The following is a 19127-nucleotide window of genomic DNA, read 5'->3' on the forward strand; positions in this document are numbered from 1 at the left end:
TGCTCACGGCTCGCCCGGAATGCTGTGTTCGCTGATCAGCCGTTGCACCAGGGCATGGGCCTGCTGAAACTCGAAGGCGTCCGTCGTCGAGCGCAAGGTCTGGGCATGGGTGCGTTGCAGGCTGGTTTCCAGGCCGTTGCAGACGCTCTCCAGGATTTCGTCATCCAGTTCGTTGTGCGCAAGGAGTTCACGCAGCCGGTGCATGGACTGCAACAGGTCTTCGGCTGGCGCTGCCATTGCGGGGCTGCTGGCGCTGCGGCGCCTGGAGAGCTCCTCACGGACCGCCTCGAGGCTGGCGCGCAATTGCGGCAGCAGTGCGCGTGCTTCATCGGTGCGCCCCGCCTTCACCATGGCCTCCAGGTTACCGGCCAGTTCGGCTACCACGGGCAGGGCAAGGTTGCCGGCCACGCCACGAAGGCTGTGCAGGTTGAATCCGGCTTCTTCCCAATCGATCTCGCGGGCATCGGTGGCGAGTACCAGGTATTTTTTCGACGCCGAATCCAGCATTTGTTCCAGGGCGCTGACCAGCCGGCTTTCCTGGCCCCAGAGTACCGCCCCGCGTTCCCAGTCGATGGCTGCCGGGGAGAGGGCCTGGGCCGTGGCGGAAGGTGCGGGCCGATTCTGGAGATCCAGGACCATGGCGATCTCCTCGAACAAGCGAGGAACATCCAGTGGCTTGATGGCGAAGCCATCCATGCCTGCCAGCAGGGCCGCCCGGCGGTCTTCCGCCATGACGCTGGCCGTCAGGGCAATGACGGGCATGCGTGGCAGCCCGGTCATGCGCTCATGCTGACGGATCAGGCGGGTGGCCTGCAGCCCGTCGGTGATGGGCATATGGACGTCCATCAGCGCCACGTCGAAATCGCCGGTCCTCAGGATTTCCACGGCTTCGGCGCCATCGTGCGCCACCGTGACCGAATGGCCATGGTTCTGCAGCGTCAGTGTCAGCAGCTCCAGGTTCTGCGGCACGTCGTCGGCGACGAGAATGCGCAGCGGTGGCAGGGTGCTGGTGTAGATCGGGTCGGCCGGCGAGGCGGCCGGCGCGGGCGCTACTGCCAACGGAAGCCACACATGGAAGGTACTGCCGCGCCCCGGTTCGCTCTCGACGTCGATGCGGCCACCCATGAGTTCGGCGAGTTGCCGCGCGATGGTCGTACCCAGGCCGGTACCACCGAAGCGCCGGCTGATGGAGGCATCGGCCTGGGTGAAGGGCGAGAAGATGGACTCGATCTGCTGGGGCGTCATGCCGATGCCGCTGTCGCGCACCTGCACATGGACCAGCCCTTCCTTCTGTGCGAAGAGGACGTCCACGCCGCCCTGTTCGGTGAACTTGATGGCATTGCCGATGAGGTTGGTCAGGATCTGCAGCAGGCGCAGCGGGTCTGCCCGGAAGTGCTCGGGCATGCCCGTTGCGTAGTGCGTCGTCAAGGTCAGGTTCTTGGCCAGCGCGCCCAGTCGCAGCGACGACTCGACCTGCATGGCCAGGGCCTTGAGCGAGAACACGGTCTGTTCCAGCTCCAGTTGGCCCTTTTCCATCTTGGTCGTGTCCAGGATGTCGTTGAGCAGCCGCAGCAACGAGCGTGAAGACTGTCGGATGGTGTTGAGGTGATTGCGTTGGCCGGGCGCGAGGTCGGACTGCAGCAGCAGTTCGGTGAAGCCGATGATGGAGTTCATCGGGGTGCGGATTTCATGGCTCATGTTTGCCAGGAAACTGCTTTTTGCCGCCGTGGCCTGTTCGGCACGTTCGGCCGCCTCGCGCAGCGACGCCTCCAGGGCATGGCGTTCGCTGATGTCGGTGACGAAGCCGACGAACAGCAGCTCGCCGGGCAGCTCGACGCGGCCGACGGCCAGGCGCACCGGCACCAGGTTGCCGTTCTTGCAGCGGCCCATGATCTCGCGGCTGGTCCCGATGATCCTGGGCTGCCCCGAGGTCAGGTAGTTGTGCAGATAGCCGTCATGACTGGAGTGGTGTGGCTCGGGCATCAGCATCTTGATATTGCGTCCGACGACTTCCTCTGCGCTCCAGCCGAACAGCCGTTCCGCCGCCGGGTTGAACGCCCGGATCATCCCTTTGCTGTCGATGGTGATGATGCCGTCGATCGCGGTGTCGAGTGTGGCGCGCAGTCTTGACCGGTTTTCATCCGCCTCCACGTACAGCTCACGGGAGCGGATCAGCCCGTTGAGCGCTGCCACCATCACGGTGACGGTGATGGTGAAGGAGGAAAGCCCGAGGGAGGCGAAGGTGGTATTGAGCATCAGGCCATTGTCGGCAACGCCGGTTTCGCCAATGAAGCGTACGGCGGCCATGCCGGTGTAGTGCATGCCCGCGATGGCCAGCCCCATGACGATACCGCTGACATAGAAGCGCTGCAGGCGGCCGAGTCGCGTCTGCTGTATGCCGTAGCGAATCCACAGCGCCAGGATTGCCAGGCTGACGGCGACCGCGATGGACAGTGAGAACATCACCGGCTCGTAGCGCATCTGCAAGGGCGTCTGCATGGCCGCCATGCCGGTGTAGTGCATGGCGCCGATGCCCGAGCCGACGATCACGCCGCTGATGACCAGCTGCGACAAGCTGACGTTGTGTTGAACCAACCTGTGCAGGGCGAACCAGGAGGCAACGCAGGCCGGCACGAACGAGAACAGCGTGACTCCCGTCAGGTAATGCACGTGAGTTGGCAACTCGAACGCCAGCATGCCGATGAAGTGCATGGTCCAGATGCCGCCACCCAGGGCAATCGCGCCGGTGCCGATCGCGGTATGGCGATAGAGGGGACTCCGGGTCTTGCGGGCGATCTGTGCCGATTGCAGCGCCATCGTGGACGAGAAAATCGACACGAAAAGCGACAGGAGCACCAGGCCGGGGTCGTACGTTCCGTGTACGAAAGAGGCGTGATGCGCAGAGTCGATGAAGAAGCTGCTCATTCCTTCCATGGGTTTACCTTGTTCGTCCGTGCAATTCGATGCGCTTTCATCATGTCTGGGGTTTCAAAGAGCCGTGGGGGCGTGGCGCCGTGCTCGGGAATGAGCGGGCGACAGAGCCACCGGGATGAGTATCAGGGGGGTATTGGACCCGTCGTGTATTCCTGGCGGGTACGCGGAGCCCGATCTTCGCAGTTGGTCGTGAGAGCGATGCAGCGATGGATGGCAAACATAGGAAACACGAATCGGGTAATGGACAGCATGGGCGCCGGGGCAGGCAGTCGGGCGGAGTTGTGCGGGGGCTGACGCCGTCATCTGGCGTCTGGCGGCTCAAGGCCGGCCCTGGAGGGGTACGCCGTCCATGGAGAGTTGCTGGCTGTTCATGGGAAAGCGCTCAGGTGGCGAATGATAGCACATTGACCTCACCCCCTTGCTTATCCGTTAGCGACAGTTCCTGTCGCTCCATGGGGTGTGCCATGCCGCTCGGGCGATTTGTCGGGTGCGAGCATGACCCCAGGTTCTCTCGTGGGGGCGCGGTCAGAGCCACGCGACCGCGTCAGGCGAGCTATGGCCGCCAACAGGTCGGACTTTTCCTCGCCTACGAAAAAACCTGGATTGCGTCCTTCGGATTGGCAGGCGGGACACAGTTTGTTACTTTGCCTGCACGATAGTGCCAAATTGAGCGTGCAGTCAGAATCGACAGGGGTATCGGGGGCGCCCGCAAGCGCTCCAGCAGGCGAGTTACTGCGTGGTGGTCCGGCAGGAGCCGGGCGATCAGCAGCCGAGAGACGAATAAAAACAGCACCGGTCGCAACGACCGGGCAATAAATCTTGGCGGTCAAGGAGGTAATGCTGTCTATGAACAGTCGGATGGGGGGACGTTCGTCCATTTTCTGGGCGCCCCGGCGTGCAGGCGCGCTGATGGGACTCTTGCCGCTGCTGGTCGCAGGCTCGGCTCAGGCGCTGGAGTTCAAGCTGGCGGACAACGAGGTCACCGGTTCCCTGGACAGCACCCTGTCCTATGGCGCGATGTGGCGCGTGCAGGGGCGCGACAAGAGCAACATCTCGGACATCAACGCCGACGACGGCAACCGCAACTTCGATACCGGGTTGGTCTCCCAGGTGTTCAAGCTCACTTCGGACCTCTCGGCCAAGTATCAGAACTACGGCCTGTTCATGCGTGGCACCGCGTACTACGACACGCAGATCATGGACAAGCGCAACGACTACTACGACACCACCGATGGCGTGGTGCGGCCCAGCCAGTCGTATCCCCAGGACGATCACTTCACCGAAGACACGCGGCACATCGCCGGGCGCAAGGCCGAGTTGCTGGATGCCTACCTCTCCGGCAGCTGGGATGTCGCCGATCACCCGCTCACCGGCCGCGTCGGCCGCCAGGTGCTGAACTGGGGGGAGGGCGTGTTCTACCGGGGCGGGGTGAATACCATCAACCCGGTGGATGCCGCGCGCTTCCACCTGCCGGGCTCGGAACTCAAGGAAGTGCTGGTGCCGACCGAGGCGCTGAGTCTCAACTTCGGCCTGACCGAGGACCTGTCCATGGAGACCTTCTACCAGTGGAAGTGGAAGGAAACCCGTCTGGACTCGGTGGGCACCTACTTCTCCGACACCGACCTGTTCAGCGACGGCGGCAATACCGCCTATACCACCGAGGACAACCCTCAGATCAAGGAGCTGCTGGCCGGCTACCCGACCGTGGCTTCCCTCGGCCTGCTGGGCAACGGCCCGCACGGCCCGAACGCCTTCCTCGACCCGAACACCGGTACCTTCAAGGTCGCCAACGTCGGCAAGGATATCGATGCCCGTGACGACGGCCAGTTCGGCGTGGCCTTCCGCTATATCGCCGAGGAACTGAACTCCACCGAGTTCGGCTTCTACTTCGTCAACTACCACTCCAAGGAGCCGCAGATCGCCGTCGACCTGCGCGACTACCAGGGCGTAGACGTGGCGGCGCTGAACTCGCTGCTCGGGCCGCTGGGGCTGGGCGAGGCGGTGCCGGGGCTGTCGACCCTAGACATGGCCAGCAATGCTGAAGCCCGTCGCGACTATGTGGAAGACATCCGCATGTATGGCTTCAGCTTCAATACCACTCTGGGCGATGCCTCGGTGTCCGGCGAGATTGCCTACCGGCCGAACATGCCGATCAGCATCTCCGCCACCGATGACCTGCTCGGCGACCTGTTGACCCAGGGTGTGCTCGGCAAGACCAACCTGTACGACGACAGCGTCCCGGCCAGCCAGGCCTGTGCACCGGTGGCCGGCAAACAGCTGTGCCGGGGCGAGCTGTTCGAGAACTACGAGCGCGCCGAGACCTACAACATCTCGCTGTCGACCATCTACAACTTCGGCCCGCACCTGTCCTTCGACTCCATGACCGGCGTCGCCGAGGTGGCCTCCGAGCACATCCGTGGTAGCAGCCTGAAATACACCGCCTGGGACGGCAGCGAGCGCAAGTTCGTCGGCGCCCAGGACAAGGCGTACGTCGGCGGCGCCGACGACGACGTGCAGATCGATCGCGACAGCTACGGCTACACCCTGCTGCTCACCGGCAGCTGGAACGATGTCTACGCTGGGGTGAAGCTCGCGCCCTACGTCGTCTACCAGGAGGACTTCAGCGGCAACTCCGACCGTACCGGCAACTTCATCGAGGGGCGCAAGGCCTACACCCTGGGTATCGACGCCAGCTACCTGAACACCTTCGAGGTCGGCACCCAGTACACCAGCTACTACGGCGCCGGCTCCAGCAACTCCATGCGCGACCGGGACAACGTCTCGGTCACCGCGAAATACTCGTTCTGATCCGGAGAGAACCATGTACAAGAAGAGTTCCCTGATCGTCCTTGCGACCCTGGCGGCACTGGCCGTGACCGACGCCCGCGCGGCGGTTTCGGCTGACCAGGCGGCCAAACTCAAGAGCAGCCTGACCCCGATGGGTGCGGAGAAGGCCGGCAACGCCGCCGGCACCATCCCGGCCTGGACGGGAGGACTGACTTCGGCACCGGCCGGCTACAAGGGGCCGGGCGCGCACCATGTCGATCCCTTCGCCGGGGAGAAGCCGCAGTTCGTCATTACCAAGGCCAACCTCGACCAGTACAAGGCCAACCTGACGGCGGGGCAGATCGCGCTGTTCAATGCCTACCCGGACAGCTTCCAGATGCCGGTCTACGCCACCCACCGTACGGGCTCCGCGCCGCAGTGGGTCTACGACAACATCTTCAGGAACGCCACCAGCGCCAAGCTGGTGGAGGGCGGCAACGGTTTCTCCGACGCATACGGCGGCGTACCTTTCCCCATCCCGCAGAACGGCGTGGAGGCGGTGTGGAACCACATCGCCCGCTACCGCGGCACCTATATCGTGCGGCGCTCGTCCCAGGCCGGTGTGCAGCGCAACGGCGCCTACTCGCTGGTGACCAGCCAGGACGAGGCGCTGTTCCGCTTCTACGATCCCAAGGGCAGCTACGACAAGCTCGGCAACACGCTGTTCTACTACATGACCTTCACCACCGCGCCGGCGCGCCTGGCCGGCAACGGCGCGCTGGTGCAGGAGACCCTCGACCAGGTCAAGGAGCCGCGCCAGGCCTGGGGCTACAACCCTGGCCAGCGCCGCGTGCGCCGTGCTCCGACCCTGGCCTACGACACCCCCATCGAAGACTCCGATGGCCTGCGCACTGCCGACGACACCGACATGTACAACGGCGCGCCGGACCGCTACGACTGGACGCTGGTGGGCAAGAAGGAAATCTACATTCCCTACAACAACTACCAGGTCACCAGCCCCGAGGTTAAGTACAAGGACCTGCTCACCCCCGGCCACGTCAATCCCAAGTACACCCGCTACGAGCTGCACCGCGTCTGGGTGGTGGACGGCAAGCTGAAGCCCGGCGCGCGGCATATCTACTCGCGCCGCACCCTGTACCTCGACGAGGACAGCTGGGGCGCCGCCGTGGTGGACCAGTACGACGGCCGTGGCGAGCTGTGGCGCGTATCCCAGGCCTACCTGAAGAGCTTCTACGAGCAGCCGATGGTGTGGACGGCGCTGGACACCTTCCACGACCTCCAGGCCCATCGCTACAGCATCCAGTGGCTGGACAACGAAGAGCCCGGCACCGCCGACTTCAGCCAGGCGGCGCCGGACGATTCCAACTTCAGCCCCTCGGCATTGCGCCGCAAGGCCTCGCGCTGAGAGCGGAAACGACAAAGGCCCCGAAAGGGGCCTTTGGCTTTTTGCCGGGTGACTTTGCGTCTCGCACGGAACGCGCTTGCTTTTCGTAGGAGCGAGCTTGCTCGCGAATCTGTTTAGCACCTGACCCTGTCGGTGGAGTGCCTTCGCGAGCAAGCTCGCTCCTACGCATTCGGCGTCGTGCCAGCAGTTCAGTCCCCGCGATACTCGCAACCGCTGGTGCAGGTCTCGTGCACGCGTACCTTGGACAGCTCCGGCAGCAGCGGCTTGAGCTGTTGCCAGATCCAGCGGCAGAGGTTTTCGCTGGTGGGGTTTTCCAGCCCCGGAATGTCGTTCAGGTAGTTGTGGTCGAGCTGGTCGTAGATCGGCTTGAAGATCTGCTTGATCTCGGCGAAGTCGCGAATCCAGCCGGTATGCGGATCGACTTCACCCTCGATGTAGATGGCGGCCCGGAAGGAGTGGCCGTGCAGGCGACCGCACTGGTGCCCGGCGGGAACGTGGGGCAAGCGGTGGGCGGATTCGAAGGTGAATTCCTTGAACAGTTCCAAAATTGCGTGCTCTATGACGATCGCCGGCCCGGAGACGGGCCGGCCGGAAAATGGGCACTTAGTCTACCACCAACCCATGACCCAGGCCGGACGTTCCGGCCAATGGCTCAGCGGATCGCCAGGCGCTTCGCCAGGCGGTTGAGGTTGGCCCGGTCCAGCCCCAGCTCGCGGGCGACCGCCGCCCAGTTGCCGTCGTGGCGTTCCAGGCTCTGATGGATCATGCGGCGCTGGAAGGCATCGACCGCCGGGCGCAGTTCGCCTTCTACGTCTGCTTCAGCGCGCGCCTCCGTATGGGGAGCTGCAGTGGGCGCGGGCGGTTTCTGCTGCTCCAGCCCGAGATCGTCCAGCCCCAGGCTGAGGATGCGCGAACGCTGCGGATGGTTCGCCAGCGCCTTGAGCGAGGCGCGGCCGATCAGATGTTCCAGCTCGCGCACATTGCCCGGCCAGCCGTAGTCGAGCAGGGCGGCCTGGGCCTCGCGGGTCAGGCGCAGGCTGCGCAGGCCCAGTCGCGGGCGGTTCTCTTCGAGGAAGTAACCGGCCAGTAGCAGGACGTCATTGCCGCGCTCGCGCAAGGGCGGTACCCGCAGCGGGTAGACGCTCAGACGGTGATAGAGGTCGGCGCGGAAGCGGCCGGCGCGCACTTCTTCGGCCAGGTCGCGGTTGGTCGCGGCGATCAGGCGCACGTCGACATGGTGTTCACGGTCCGAGCCCACCCGTTGCAGCTGCCCGCTCTGCAGTACGCGCAACAGCTTGGCCTGGATCGCCAGTGGCAGCTCGCCGACCTCGTCGAGGAACAGGGTGCCGCCGTCAGCCAGCTCGAACTTGCCCCGCCGTTCGCCCACCGCGCCGGAAAAGGCGCCGCGCACATGGCCGAACAGCTCGCTCTCCACCAGGGTTTCCGGCAGCGCCGCGCAGTTCAGGCTGACCAGCGGTTGCTCGCGGCGCAGGGAGTTGGCGTGGATCGACTGCGCCACCAGCTCCTTGCCCACGCCGGTCTCGCCGGTGATCAGCACGCCCAGGTCGCTGCTGGCCACCACCTGGATTTCGCTCATCAGCGCCTGGTGCGCCTTGCTCTGGCCGATCAGTTCCCGCGGCTGGTCGCCGGAGGCGCGCTGGTAGGCATCGGCGCGCTGCTGCTGGTGTTCGGCACGCAGGGCGAGGTCGAGCATGCGCTGGCTGGCCTTCACCGTGGCGGCGGCGAGGCTGGCGAAGGCTTCCAGGTTGTCCAGGTCAGCGACGGAGAAACGCTCCGGGTCGAGGGCGTCGAGGGTCAGCAGCCCCCAGGGCTGCTCGTCGAGGAACAGAGGGCAACCCAGGCAGTCGTGCACTTCCAGGTGGCCATGCAGGCCCTCCACCAGGCCATCGTACGGGTCCGGCAGGCCGCAGTCGGCGGCGAAACGGGTCGGGCCGGGGTGTTCGAGGAGTGCGCGCAGGCGTGGGTGCTCGCTGATCCTGAAACGGCGGCCGAGGGTGTCGGGGCTGAGTCCGTCGACGGCCAGCGGCACCAACTGGTCGCCTTCCAGGCGCAGCAGGGCGGTGGCGTCGCACGGCAGCAGTTGGCGCAGCGCCTCCAGCAGGCGCCGATAGCGTTCGCTGTCGGGCAGCTCGCGGGAGAGATCGGCGACCAGCGGGAGCAGGGTGGCCAGCAAGGGGTTGCGGGTCATTTTGACTTCTCTGTAGTCACTTTGACTCATAAATGTTCTGGTCATTATGACCCATTAATTTCCAAAGGTCCCGAAAATACTGGGCTGCAGGGTTGGCACGTTTTCTGAAATGCATCTGACAGAAAGCACAGGCAGACCACTCTCTAACTGGCCAACCCGAGGAGATACCGATGCTGTCCACCGAACACCGTACCCTGGTCAAGGCCACCGTCCCGCTGCTGGAGACCGGCGGCGAGGCGCTGACCCAGCACTTCTACAAGATGATGCTGAGCGAATACCCGGAAGTACGTCCGCTGTTCAACCAGGCGCACCAGGCGTCCGGCGACCAGCCCCGCGCTCTGGCCAACGGTGTCCTGATGTACGCCCGCCACATCGACGAACTGGAGCAGCTCGGCCCGCTGGTGGCGAAGATCGTCAACAAGCATGCCGCCCTGCAGATCCTGCCGGAGCACTACCCGATCGTCGGCAGCTGCCTGCTGCGGGCGATCCGCGAAGTCCTCGGCGAGGAAATCGCCACCCAGGCGGTGATCGATGCCTGGGCCGCGGCCTACGGCCAACTGGCCGACATCCTGATCGGCGCCGAGGAATCGGTGTACCAGCAGAACGCCGAGCAGCCCGGCGGCTGGCGTGGTGCGCGGCGCTTCCGCATTGCCCGCAAGGATGTCGAGAGCGAAGAGATCACCTCCTTCTACTTCCAGCCAGTGGACGGTGGCGCGCTGCTGGACTTCCAGCCCGGCCAGTACATTGGCTTGCGCCTGGAGCTGGATGGCGAGGAGCTGCGTCGCACCTATTCGCTCTCCGATGCGCCCAACGGCCGCGAGTACCGCATCAGCGTCAAGCGTGAGGCGGAAGGCAAGGTATCCAACCATCTGCACGACGAGATGAAGGTGGGCGACGAGATCGACCTGTTCCCGCCGGCCGGCGACTTCTTCCTGCGCGACGGCCAGAAGCCGCTGGCGCTGATCACCGCCGGCGTGGGCATTACCCCGGCCCTGGCGATGCTCAAGCAGGCCCTGGACGCTGGACGCGAGGTGCACTTCATCCACTGCGCCCGTCATGGCGGCGTGCATGCCTTCCGCGACTGGATCGAAGCGCAGTCCGAGGCCCATCCGCACCTGCTGCATTACTTCTGCTACAGCGAACCGCGCGAGCAGGACGAGGCACATGCCGAGGGCTTTCTCAGTCGCGACCTGCTGGGCCAGTGGCTGCCGGCCAACCGCGACCTGGACGCCTATTTCCTCGGGCCCAAGCCCTTCATGGCCCAGGTGAAGCGCCATCTGCGCGAGCTCGGCGTGCCCGAGCAACAGACTCACTACGAGTTCTTCGGCCCGGCCAGCGTGCTGGAGGCCTGAAGCTGAAATACCCGGCCCGCTCGCGGGCCGGTCCAATCGAGGAGGTGTGTGATGGACGGTCTTTTCGCTTGCCCCAGACGGAACCTGGTGATGTCGTCGAGTCTGCTCGGCAGTGGGGTCGCGCTGTTTCTGGTGGGCATTACCGGAGCCTACGTCGTCGACGCCGGCCTGTCGCTGCCGGCGATAGTCGCGTCCCACGCGCTCACCATCCTCGGTCCTACATCGCTGAAGCTGGGTTATGTGCTGCGGCTCATTGCCCAGCATCAGATGCGCAAGGAAGGTTGGGAGGCATGCTGTGTTGCTGGTTGATCGCAAAGCTCTGTTGACCATCGCGCCGTTGTGGCGCCTGGGCTTCCGCCCATTCTTCCTCGGCGGCGCACTGTTCGCGCTGATCGGCATCGCCGCCTGGGCGGCGGTGCTGCTCGGCCTGTTGCCGGCCTGGGAACCGCTGGGCGGCTGGCTGGCCTGGCACCGTCATGAAATGCTCTTCGGCTTCGCCAGCGCCATCATTGCCGGCTTCCTGTTGACCGCCGTGCAGACCTGGACCGGCCGGCCCGGCGTCAGCGGGCGTCCGCTGATGATCCTGTCCTGCCTCTGGCTGGCGGCACGTCTCGCCTGGCTCGGCGGTGCGCCGCCGTGGCTGGTTACCCCGCTGGAACTGGCCTTCCTGCCGGCGCTGGCGTTCTTCGTCGGACGCAGCCTGTGGCAGGTGAAGCAGGTGCGCAACTACCCGGTGATTGCGGTGCTGACGCTGCTCACCCTGGCCGACGCGCAGGTGATGCTGGGCCTCTGGAGCGGCAACGAGAACTGGCAGCGCGGTGGGGTACTGGCCGCGCTCTGGCTGGTGGCGGCCCTGATGGGGTTGATCGGCGGGCGGGTCATTCCCTTCTTCACCCAGCGTGGCCTGGGGCGCACCACGCAGGTGCCGGCCTGGCCGTGGCTGGACAATGTGCTGCTGGCGGGCACGATGCTGGTGGCCGTGCTGACGGCGACTGGCTTTGGTCTCGCGCCGCAGCCGTTGGTGGGAGCGCTGTTCGCGGTACTTGCGCTGGGCCACCTGATCCGCCTGTGGCGCTGGCGCGACAAGGGCATCTGGGGCCTACCGCTGCTGTGGTCGCTGCACCTGGCCTATCTGTGGATGCTGCTGGCCCCGGCGGGGATGGCGGCGTGGAATTTCGGCGTGCCGGTCTCCGTCAGCCTGCCGCTTCACGCGTTGACGGTCGGTGGAGTGGGTGGCCTGATCCTGGCGATGATCGCCCGTGTCAGCCTCGGCCACACGGGCCGCCCCTTGCAGCCGCCGAAGGCCATGGCCTGGGCGTTCGCGCTACTGAACTTGGGTGTGCTGTGCCGGGTGCTGCTGGTGGTCTGGCTGCCGATGCAGGGCCTGAGCCTGGCGGCCGCCTGCTGGGTGGCAGCCTTCCTGCTGTTCGCCTGGCATTACGGGCCGATGTTCTGGCAGCCGCGGGTGGATGGGCAGCCGGGGTGAGTTGCCCCCGTAGGAGCGGACTCCGTCCGCGATGCTTCTGCTCTAGGTAGGGCGAATAACGCGCAGCGTTATCCGCCGTGATGGAGTTCACTGCCCCTGACGCAGGCGCTTGAGCTCGGTGTTCAACCAGGTAGAGGTGTCCTGCGTACCGCCTGGGCAACTGACCTGGTAGGGCTTGCCGCTCATGCTGCTCTTGCTGGCGGCGCGCTCGATGAAGTCTTCGGCGCTGCTCACCAGGTCCTTGTTCTCCAGGTAGTCGAGCTTCTTCTGCAGATGCGCGCGGGCCTCGTTGCCCGGGTACTCGCTGCCGTTGCGGATGAAGCGGCAATCACTGTGCTCGACAAAGTCCAGCAGTTGGGTGATTTCCCGTTGCGCCTTGGCATCGAGGGCCGCGTGCGCGCCCGTGCAGGCCAGCAGGAACGCGGCGAAAAGGAGTGAAGCTGGACGGCGCATGGCAGGTCCCTGTCGAGTAAGTAATCGCGTCGATTATGTCAGCGGCTGCAGACGTTCTCCCAACCGGCCGCTGTCTACCAGTTCAAGAAACTCGTCGCCCATCCGCCGGCTCTCGTCCATCGCCTTGTGCCAGTAACGCTCGCGACCGGCGTCGTCGCCCAGGTAGCGGTGGAAGTCCTTGCGGTCCGGCAGTTTGTTGTGCGGCAGCCGCGCCAGGTATTCCTTCGATGGCGCGAGCAGCAGCACGTCCTGCAGGCGGCCGGCGTCGCCACGGCGCCAGGGCAGGCCCTTGTCGAACCAGCCGGGGATCACCTTGTCGGTGAAGTGCGGATAGAGCACCACGCCTTCGGGCAGGTAGGGCAGGTCGAGGTGATAGTCGAGCAGGCCGCCGTCGCGGTAGGTGCCGGGGCCGGCGCCGGGAATGTCGCGCACGCCTTCCATCACCATCGGGATGGAGCCGGAGGCGAGCAGCGCGTGGCGCAGGTTGACCAGGTCCAGGTGTAGGTAGCGCGAGGGGAAGTCCGACAGCGGTTCCAGCGGTGGCGCGCGACGCGCGTCATGGATGATCAGCCGCTCGAAGTGCCGGTGCAGGTGGCGGCGGCCCACCAGATTGTCGCGAATCACCGCGCCCAACCCCAGGCCGAGGTTGGCCTTGCCGTCCTGGGAGAGGCGGCCGTGGCTCTTCACCACCACGACGTTGAGGCGGTACCAGGGGTTGTCCAGCACGCTGGCGTCGCGGCCGTCGAGCAGGTCGTCGAGCATCTTCGCGCAGCTGTTCGAGACATCGGTGATGCTCGCATTGCGGGCGAATCGCTGCTGGGTATAGAGCTCGCCAAGGCGACGGATACCCTCGGCGGGGTCAGGCAGGCAGGCGCTGGCGAAGCGCCAGGAGCCGATGGAGGCGCCAATCAGCGAGCGCTCGCGCGGGGCGCGTGGCAGCCATTCGCCGAACAGCGCCAGGTCCAGGCCCTGGATTCCCAGCGCCTTCGGGCCGCCGGCGGCGCCCGGGAGGATGCCGACGTCGGCGGGGGCCAGGCCCTGCTCGCGGATGCGCTTGAGGGCGCGGCTGCCGGCCTTGAGGGTGAGGGAGGGGGATTTGATCTGGATGGCGGTCATGCGGGCCTCGCGGGTGCAGGCCAGCGATTATAGAGCCTGTGTACAGGAAGCAAGGATACTTCAGCGGGTGAATGACGCTTGCCGATTCAGCTTGAATTAAGTCCTTCACCTTAGTCTGAGGACGATGTCATTTCAGACAAGGTATTTGCCCATGAAACCGCTGATCCTCCTGACTGCCGCCACCGCGCTGCTGCTCGGGGCCGCCGCGGCGATGGCCCACGACATCGGCCCGGACGAAGCGCTGCGCTTGCGCGATGCCGGCACCATCCGCGACTTCGAAGCGCTCAACCAGGCCGCCCTGGGCAAGCATCCGGGCGGATCGGTGTACGATAGCGAGCTTGAACTGGAACATGGCCGCTACCTCTACAAGGTCGATATCAAGGACGCCCAGGGCGTGAAATGGGATGTCGAACTCGATGCGGTGAGTGGCGCAATCATCAAGGATCGCCAGGACGACTGATGAAGATCGATTTGCCGCGCAGGGCCCTGCTGGCCATCGCGCTCGCCCTGTCGGCCGCTGCCGCGCAGGCCCATGACCTGAGCCAGGACGAGGCCCTGCGGTTGAGTCGTGAAGGGGTGATCCGTCCGTTCGAGGAAATCCTGCCTATCGCCCAGGCCCGCTACCCGGGTTCGAAACTGCTGGAGGCGGAGCTGGAGAAGGAACACGACACCTACATTTATGAGGTGGAGTTGCTCACCGTCGATGGCGTGGTGCGCGAACTGGACCTGGATGCCCGCGATGGCCGCATCCTCAAGGATAAGGAAGACGACTGATGCGTCTGTTGCTGGTGGAAGACCACGTCCCCCTGGCCGATGAGTTGCTGGCCACCCTGGCGCGACAGGGCTATGCCGTCGACTGGCTGGCCGACGGCCGCGACGCGGCCGTGCAGGGTGCCAGCGAGCCCTATGACCTGATCATCCTCGACCTCGGCCTGCCGGGCCGCCCTGGCCTGGACGTGCTGCGCGAATGGCGCGGACTGGGGCTGGTAACGCCGGTGTTGATCCTCACCGCGCGCGGTTCCTGGGCGGAGCGTATCGACGGCCTGAAGGCCGGCGCCGACGATTACCTCACCAAACCCTTCCATCCCGAAGAATTGCTGTTGCGCATCCAGGCGCTGCTGCGCCGCGCCCGTGGCCTGGCCAACCAGAGCCAGCTGGAAGTGGCGGGGTTGACCTTGGATGAGGCGCGGCAATGCGTGCAGCAGGATGGCAAGGATGTCGATCTGACCTCCGCCGAGTTCCGCCTGCTGCGCTATTTCATGCTGCATCCCGGCCAGTTGCTGTCGAAGTCGCACCTCGCCGAACACCTCTACGACGGGGAGACCGAACGCGACTCCAACGTCATCGAGGTGCACATCAACCACCTGCGTCGCAAGCTCGGCCGCGAGATCATCGAGACCCGCCGGGGCCAGGGTTACCGCTATACCGGGACTGCCGGTGGAGCCGCCCGTTGATGTCGATCCAGCGCCGGCTCGGCCTCGGGCTCGGCGTGGTGCTGGTGGTGGTCGGCCTGGTACTGGCGCAGACCGGACTCTGGCTGTTCGACCAGGGCCTGCGTCGCTACCTGGCCGAGGGCCTGCAGGACGAAGCGGAAAGCCTGCTGGTGGGCATCATGCGCGGGCCGGCCGGCCTGCAACTGGATGACCAGCGGGTGGACGCCGTCTACGAGCGCCTGTTCTCCGGGCGCTATTTCGTCATTCGCTTCGATGACGTCACCTGGCGCTCCCGTTCGCTGTGGGACCGTGAGCTGGAATTGCCCGAACACAAGGGCCTGGTCCGGGATCTGGAAAAGGGCCCGGAGGGGCAGCGCCTGCTGGTCTATCGCGGCGACTACAAGCGCTATGGCAAGCAGCTGAGGATTGTCGTGGCGCAGGATTACACGCCGGTCCTCAAGCGCTTCAAACGTCTGCGCAACGTTGGCCTGGGCGCAGGTGCGGCGGCCTTGCTGTTGATCTTGGTCTTCCAGGGTTTCACCGTCCGCCGCGCACTGCGTCCGCTGGAGCGCGTGCGCCAGCAGATCGCGCAGTTGCAGGAAGGGCAGCGTAGCCAGCTTGACCGTCAGGTGCCGCAGGAACTGGAACCGCTGGTGGAGCAGGTCAACCACCTGCTGCAGCACACCGAGGACACCCTGCGCCGCTCGCGCAATGCACTGGGCAACCTTGGCCATGCGCTGAAAACGCCCCTGGCTGTGCTGATCAGCCTTGCCGACCGCGATGAGGTGCGCGAGCACCCGGAGTTGCGCCGCGTGCTGCAGGAGCAACTGGAGCAGATCGACCAGCGCCTGGCCCGCGAGCTGGGACGTGCCCGCTTGGTGGGGGAAGCGCTGCCCGGCGCGCATTTCGACTGCGATGCGGAGCTGCCCAGCCTGTGCGAGATGTTGCGGCTGATCCATGGCGAACACCTGAATATCGAGTGGCAGGCTACGCCGGGCCTGCGGCTGCCGTTCGACCGTGAGGACCTGCTGGAGATGCTCGGCAACCTGCTGGACAACGCCTGCAAGTGGGCGGATGCCCGGGTTCGGCTGGCGGTGGAGAAGGGCGCCGAGACCTATCGGCTGAGCGTGGACGATGACGGCCCCGGGATCGCCGAGGACCAGCGCGCAAGTGTGCTGGAACGCGGCACGCGATTGGACGAGCAGGTCGCGGGGCATGGCCTGGGACTGGGTATCGCGCGGGATATCGCGGCGGCTTGTGGCGGCGGTTTGAAGCTGGAATCGAGCGCGCTGGGTGGGTTACGCGTGGTGGTCGAATTGCCGCGTCGCATGACGTGAGATGTTGCTCTCGTAGGAGCGGACTCCGTCCGCGATTGACGCCGTGCCGTGCGGTTCGCGAGCAAGCTCGCTCCTACAAGGCAACTCCGACTTGCTCTTCGTAGGACCGAGAGATCACACCTAGTCCTTGCTCGCGAACCTGACCTGACGCCGGCCTTGCCGGCGGATCGCGGACAGAGTCCGCTCCTACGGGATAGATCGCCGCTCGGGCTGTCCCTCACCCTAACCCTCTCCCAGAGGGAGAGGGGACCGTTCGGCGTGCACGGAAGGATCGGCGTTAGCCGGCAAACAATGGTGCAGGAAGAGCGGCAACCTCACCAACTGCTGCGGACTGCCCCCTCTCCCTCGGGAGAGGGCTGGGGTGAGGGGAAAGCCAGAGCGCCGACGATAGGCGTCAAACCCGGAACTGATCCATCAACCCCTGCTGGTGATTCGCCAGCTTGTTCAGCGACTGGCTCACCTGCGCCGATTCCTGCGCCTGGCTGGACAGCGACTCGGTGACGTCGCGGATCCCCGCCACGTTGCGGTTGATTTCCTCGGCCACCGCGCTCTGCTCCTCGGCCGCGCTGGCGATCTGCAGGTTCATGTCGGTGATCACGCTGACCGCGTCACCGATACGCTTGAGCGCGGCCACGGCCTGCTCGACCTGGCTCACGCTGTCCTGCGCCTGGCGATGGCTGTTATTCATCGCGCCGACCACATCGCGGGTGCCGTTCTGCAGGCCCTCGATGACCTGGCGGATTTCCTCCACCGAATCCTGGGTGCGCCGCGCCAGGTTGCGCACCTCGTCGGCAACCACCGCGAAGCCACGTCCCGCCTCGCCGGCGCGGGCCGCTTCGATGGCCGCGTTGAGCGCCAGCAGGTTGGTCTGCTCGGCGATGCCGCGTATCACTTCCAGCACCGAGCCGATTTGCTCGCTGCTGGCGGCGAGACCTTCCACCTGGCTCATGGCGCTGCTCATGTCGCTGGCCAGTTCGTCGATCAGGCGGGTGGTGTTGTCGATCACGTTGAGACCGTCACGGGTCGCGCCGTCGGCACCCCGGGCGGCTTCGGCGGCCATGGCCGCGCTGTTGGCAACGTCGTGGGCGGTGGCGCTCATTTCCTGGGAGGCGGTGGCGACCTGGTCGACTTCACGGAACTGCTGCTGCATGCCCGCGCTGGTCTGGCTGGCGATTTCCGAGGACTGGTCGGCGGTGGCACGGGCGTCCTGCACCGAGGATTTCACGTCGCGGATGATCGGCTGCAGCTTGTCGAGGAAGCGGTTGAACCAGCCGGCCAGCTCGCCCAGTTCGTCCTTGCCCGAGTAATCCAGGCGCCGGGTCAGGTCGCCCTCGCCGCTGGCGATGTTGCGCAGCATGGCGGCGACGCCCAGGATCGGCCGGGTCACGCCACGGGCGGTGAGCCACATGGCGAACAGGCCGATCAGCACCGCGACCAGGCCGAAGCCAAGCTGGGAGAGGGTGCCCTGGGTGCGCTGCTCGTCGAGCTGCTCCTGCAGGGCGAGGGCCGGGCCGAGCAGGGTCTGTTGCGGCACTTCGAGGAGGACGGCCCAGGGCTTGGAGCCGGGGATCGGTTGCAGCGGCTCGATGACCTGCAACTGGTCATCCTGACGCAGTACCTGTTCGTGGTTGCCGGCAATGGACTGCATCAGCTGCGCGCCTTGCTGCGGATAGACCTCCTGCAGCTTCTGGCCCAGCAGCTTGGCGTCTGCGCTGTGTCCGGCGAGCAGGCCGGCGGCGCTGACGATGCTGACCTTGCTCTGGCCGTCATACAGTTCCTGGCTGCCCTGGCGGCTGATCTCCTGGAGCTTTTCCAGGCTGATGTCCAGGCCCATCACGCCGACGATCTTGCCCTCCAGTTCCAGCGGGAAGGCGATGCTGGTCATCAGCATCTTGCGGTCGCCGACCTGATCGAAATACGGGTCGAGTACACAGGGCTGGCCGGTGGTCTTGGGGCAGGTGAACCAGGCGTTGTAGGGTGCGCCGCTCGGGCCGGGGCTGGTGTCGGCGAGGGTAGCTTCGTTGGTCGCTTCGGATTCGAGCTTGCCCGGCGTCGCCTGCGACCAGTACAGCGAGAAGCGCCCTGCGTCGTTGCTGCCGATCTCGGCCTGGCCGGCGAACAGCTGGTCCTTGCCGTCCAGGGCGTTGGGTTCGAAGGCCACGTAGAGCCCCAGCAGTTCGGGGTTGCCTTCCAGGGCGGTCTTCACCTGGCGGGTGAGGTCCTCGCGCAGGTCGTAGGCATCGAGGAAACGCTTCTGCGCCTGGTCGCGCAGGAACATCACCTGCCGCGAGAAGCCCTTGCCGTACTGGTAGGCGTCCATGATGTAGCGCTGTATGCGCATCGCCTGGACTTCACCGCGCGAGCGCAGGCGCGCCTGGGCGGCTTCGTCGAGCATGCGGGTGCTGGATTCCTTGACCAGCGCGGTGCTGTGCTGGGTGCGGAACACGGAAAGGCCGGACAACAGCGACACCACGCCCAGCAGGCAGAGGCCGGCGAGCAGCGTGATCTTCCATTGGATGGAAAGGCGGCGGAGAAGCATGGTCATGTCCTTGAGCAGGAAAACTCGGGGCTGCCGGGTTATCGGCCTTTTCCGCCCCTTCTTGATCGGTGGCAGG

General features: G+C 65.6%; 15 protein-coding genes. 9 read left to right on the top strand and 6 right to left on the bottom strand.

The genetic code is table 11. The features are described from left to right. Nucleotides 1-3: 3 nt before the first annotated feature. Entirely contained in the window at nt 4-2934 is a 2931-nt protein-coding gene (locus tag J5M67_RS02765) for an MHYT domain-containing protein (RefSeq protein ID WP_207883078.1), read from the bottom strand. 858 nt (nt 2935-3792) lie between these two features. Between J5M67_RS02765 and J5M67_RS02770 the strand changes: the two genes are divergently transcribed. Further along, entirely contained in the window at nt 3793-5742 is a 1950-nt protein-coding gene (locus tag J5M67_RS02770) for a DUF1302 domain-containing protein (protein ID WP_243434464.1), read from the top strand. 13 nt (nt 5743-5755) lie between these two features. Continuing rightward, entirely contained in the window at nt 5756-7126 is a 1371-nt protein-coding gene (locus tag J5M67_RS02775; protein ID WP_207883082.1) for a DUF1329 domain-containing protein, read from the top strand. Nucleotides 7127-7314: 188 nt separating this feature from the next. On the opposite strand, the gene queD is transcribed toward J5M67_RS02775, so the two are convergent. Further along, a complete protein-coding gene (gene queD / locus J5M67_RS02780; protein WP_017516521.1) occupies nt 7315-7671 on the bottom strand; it encodes a 6-carboxytetrahydropterin synthase QueD in 357 nt (118 codons plus the stop codon). 107 nt (nt 7672-7778) lie between these two features. Further along, a complete protein-coding gene (gene norR / locus J5M67_RS02785) occupies nt 7779-9335 on the bottom strand; it encodes a nitric oxide reductase transcriptional regulator NorR (protein WP_207883084.1) in 1557 nt (518 codons plus the stop codon). Nucleotides 9336-9505: 170 nt separating this feature from the next. Between norR and hmpA the strand changes: the two genes are divergently transcribed. From hmpA to J5M67_RS02800, 3 genes are read left to right on the top strand one after another with little or no spacing between them, the layout of a single operon-like run. After that, entirely contained in the window at nt 9506-10687 is a 1182-nt protein-coding gene (gene hmpA / locus J5M67_RS02790) for an NO-inducible flavohemoprotein (RefSeq protein ID WP_207883085.1), read from the top strand. A 51-nt stretch (nt 10688-10738) separates the two neighbouring features. Next, nucleotides 10739-10996 (top strand): transmembrane sensor/regulator PpyR, encoded by a 258-nt coding sequence (locus J5M67_RS02795; protein ID WP_207883087.1) that lies wholly within the window; start codon nt 10739-10741, stop codon nt 10994-10996. Continuing rightward, nucleotides 10983-12173, top strand: a complete 1191-nt coding sequence (locus J5M67_RS02800) for an NnrS family protein (protein ID WP_207883089.1) — start codon at nt 10983-10985, stop codon at nt 12171-12173. The genes J5M67_RS02795 and J5M67_RS02800 overlap by 14 nt, the downstream gene beginning before the upstream one ends. 87 nt (nt 12174-12260) lie before the next feature. Here the strand turns inward: J5M67_RS02800 and J5M67_RS02805 are convergent, their stop codons facing one another. Further along, on the bottom strand, nt 12261-12626 hold the full coding sequence (locus tag J5M67_RS02805; RefSeq protein ID WP_207883091.1) for a DUF5329 domain-containing protein: 366 nt from the start codon (nt 12624-12626) through the stop codon (nt 12261-12263). A gap of 33 nt (nt 12627-12659) precedes the next feature. Then, nucleotides 12660-13742: a patatin-like phospholipase family protein gene (locus J5M67_RS02810; protein ID WP_207883093.1), complete on the bottom strand. Its 1083-nt coding sequence runs from the start codon at nt 13740-13742 to the stop codon at nt 12660-12662. Nucleotides 13743-13893: 151 nt separating this feature from the next. On the opposite strand from J5M67_RS02810, the gene J5M67_RS02815 reads away from it, so the two are divergent. From J5M67_RS02815 to J5M67_RS02830, 4 genes are read left to right on the top strand one after another with little or no spacing between them, the layout of a single operon-like run. After that, the gene (locus J5M67_RS02815) at nt 13894-14202 is read left to right on the top strand and encodes a PepSY domain-containing protein (protein ID WP_207883096.1); all 309 of its coding nucleotides are present in this window, start codon (nt 13894-13896) and stop codon (nt 14200-14202) included. Further along, on the top strand, nt 14202-14516 hold the full coding sequence (locus J5M67_RS02820; RefSeq protein ID WP_207883098.1) for a PepSY domain-containing protein: 315 nt from the start codon (nt 14202-14204) through the stop codon (nt 14514-14516). Before J5M67_RS02815 ends, J5M67_RS02820 begins: the two co-directional genes overlap by 1 nt. After that, complete coding sequence (locus tag J5M67_RS02825) at nt 14516-15196, top strand: response regulator transcription factor (RefSeq protein WP_207883100.1); 681 nt, start codon at nt 14516-14518, stop codon at nt 15194-15196. Before J5M67_RS02820 ends, J5M67_RS02825 begins: the two co-directional genes overlap by 1 nt. Beyond that, the gene (locus J5M67_RS02830; RefSeq protein ID WP_207883102.1) at nt 15193-16512 is read left to right on the top strand and encodes a sensor histidine kinase; all 1320 of its coding nucleotides are present in this window, start codon (nt 15193-15195) and stop codon (nt 16510-16512) included. Before J5M67_RS02825 ends, J5M67_RS02830 begins: the two co-directional genes overlap by 4 nt. A gap of 394 nt (nt 16513-16906) precedes the next feature. Here J5M67_RS02830 and J5M67_RS02835 read toward each other — a convergent pair whose 3' ends face one another. Then, the gene (locus tag J5M67_RS02835; RefSeq protein WP_207883104.1) at nt 16907-19051 is read right to left on the bottom strand and encodes a methyl-accepting chemotaxis protein; all 2145 of its coding nucleotides are present in this window, start codon (nt 19049-19051) and stop codon (nt 16907-16909) included. Between the last annotated feature and the right edge of the window lie 76 nt (nt 19052-19127).

This window comes from Pseudomonas sp. 30_B, from assembly GCF_017491605.1.
GTDB lineage: Bacteria > Pseudomonadota > Gammaproteobacteria > Pseudomonadales > Pseudomonadaceae > Pseudomonas.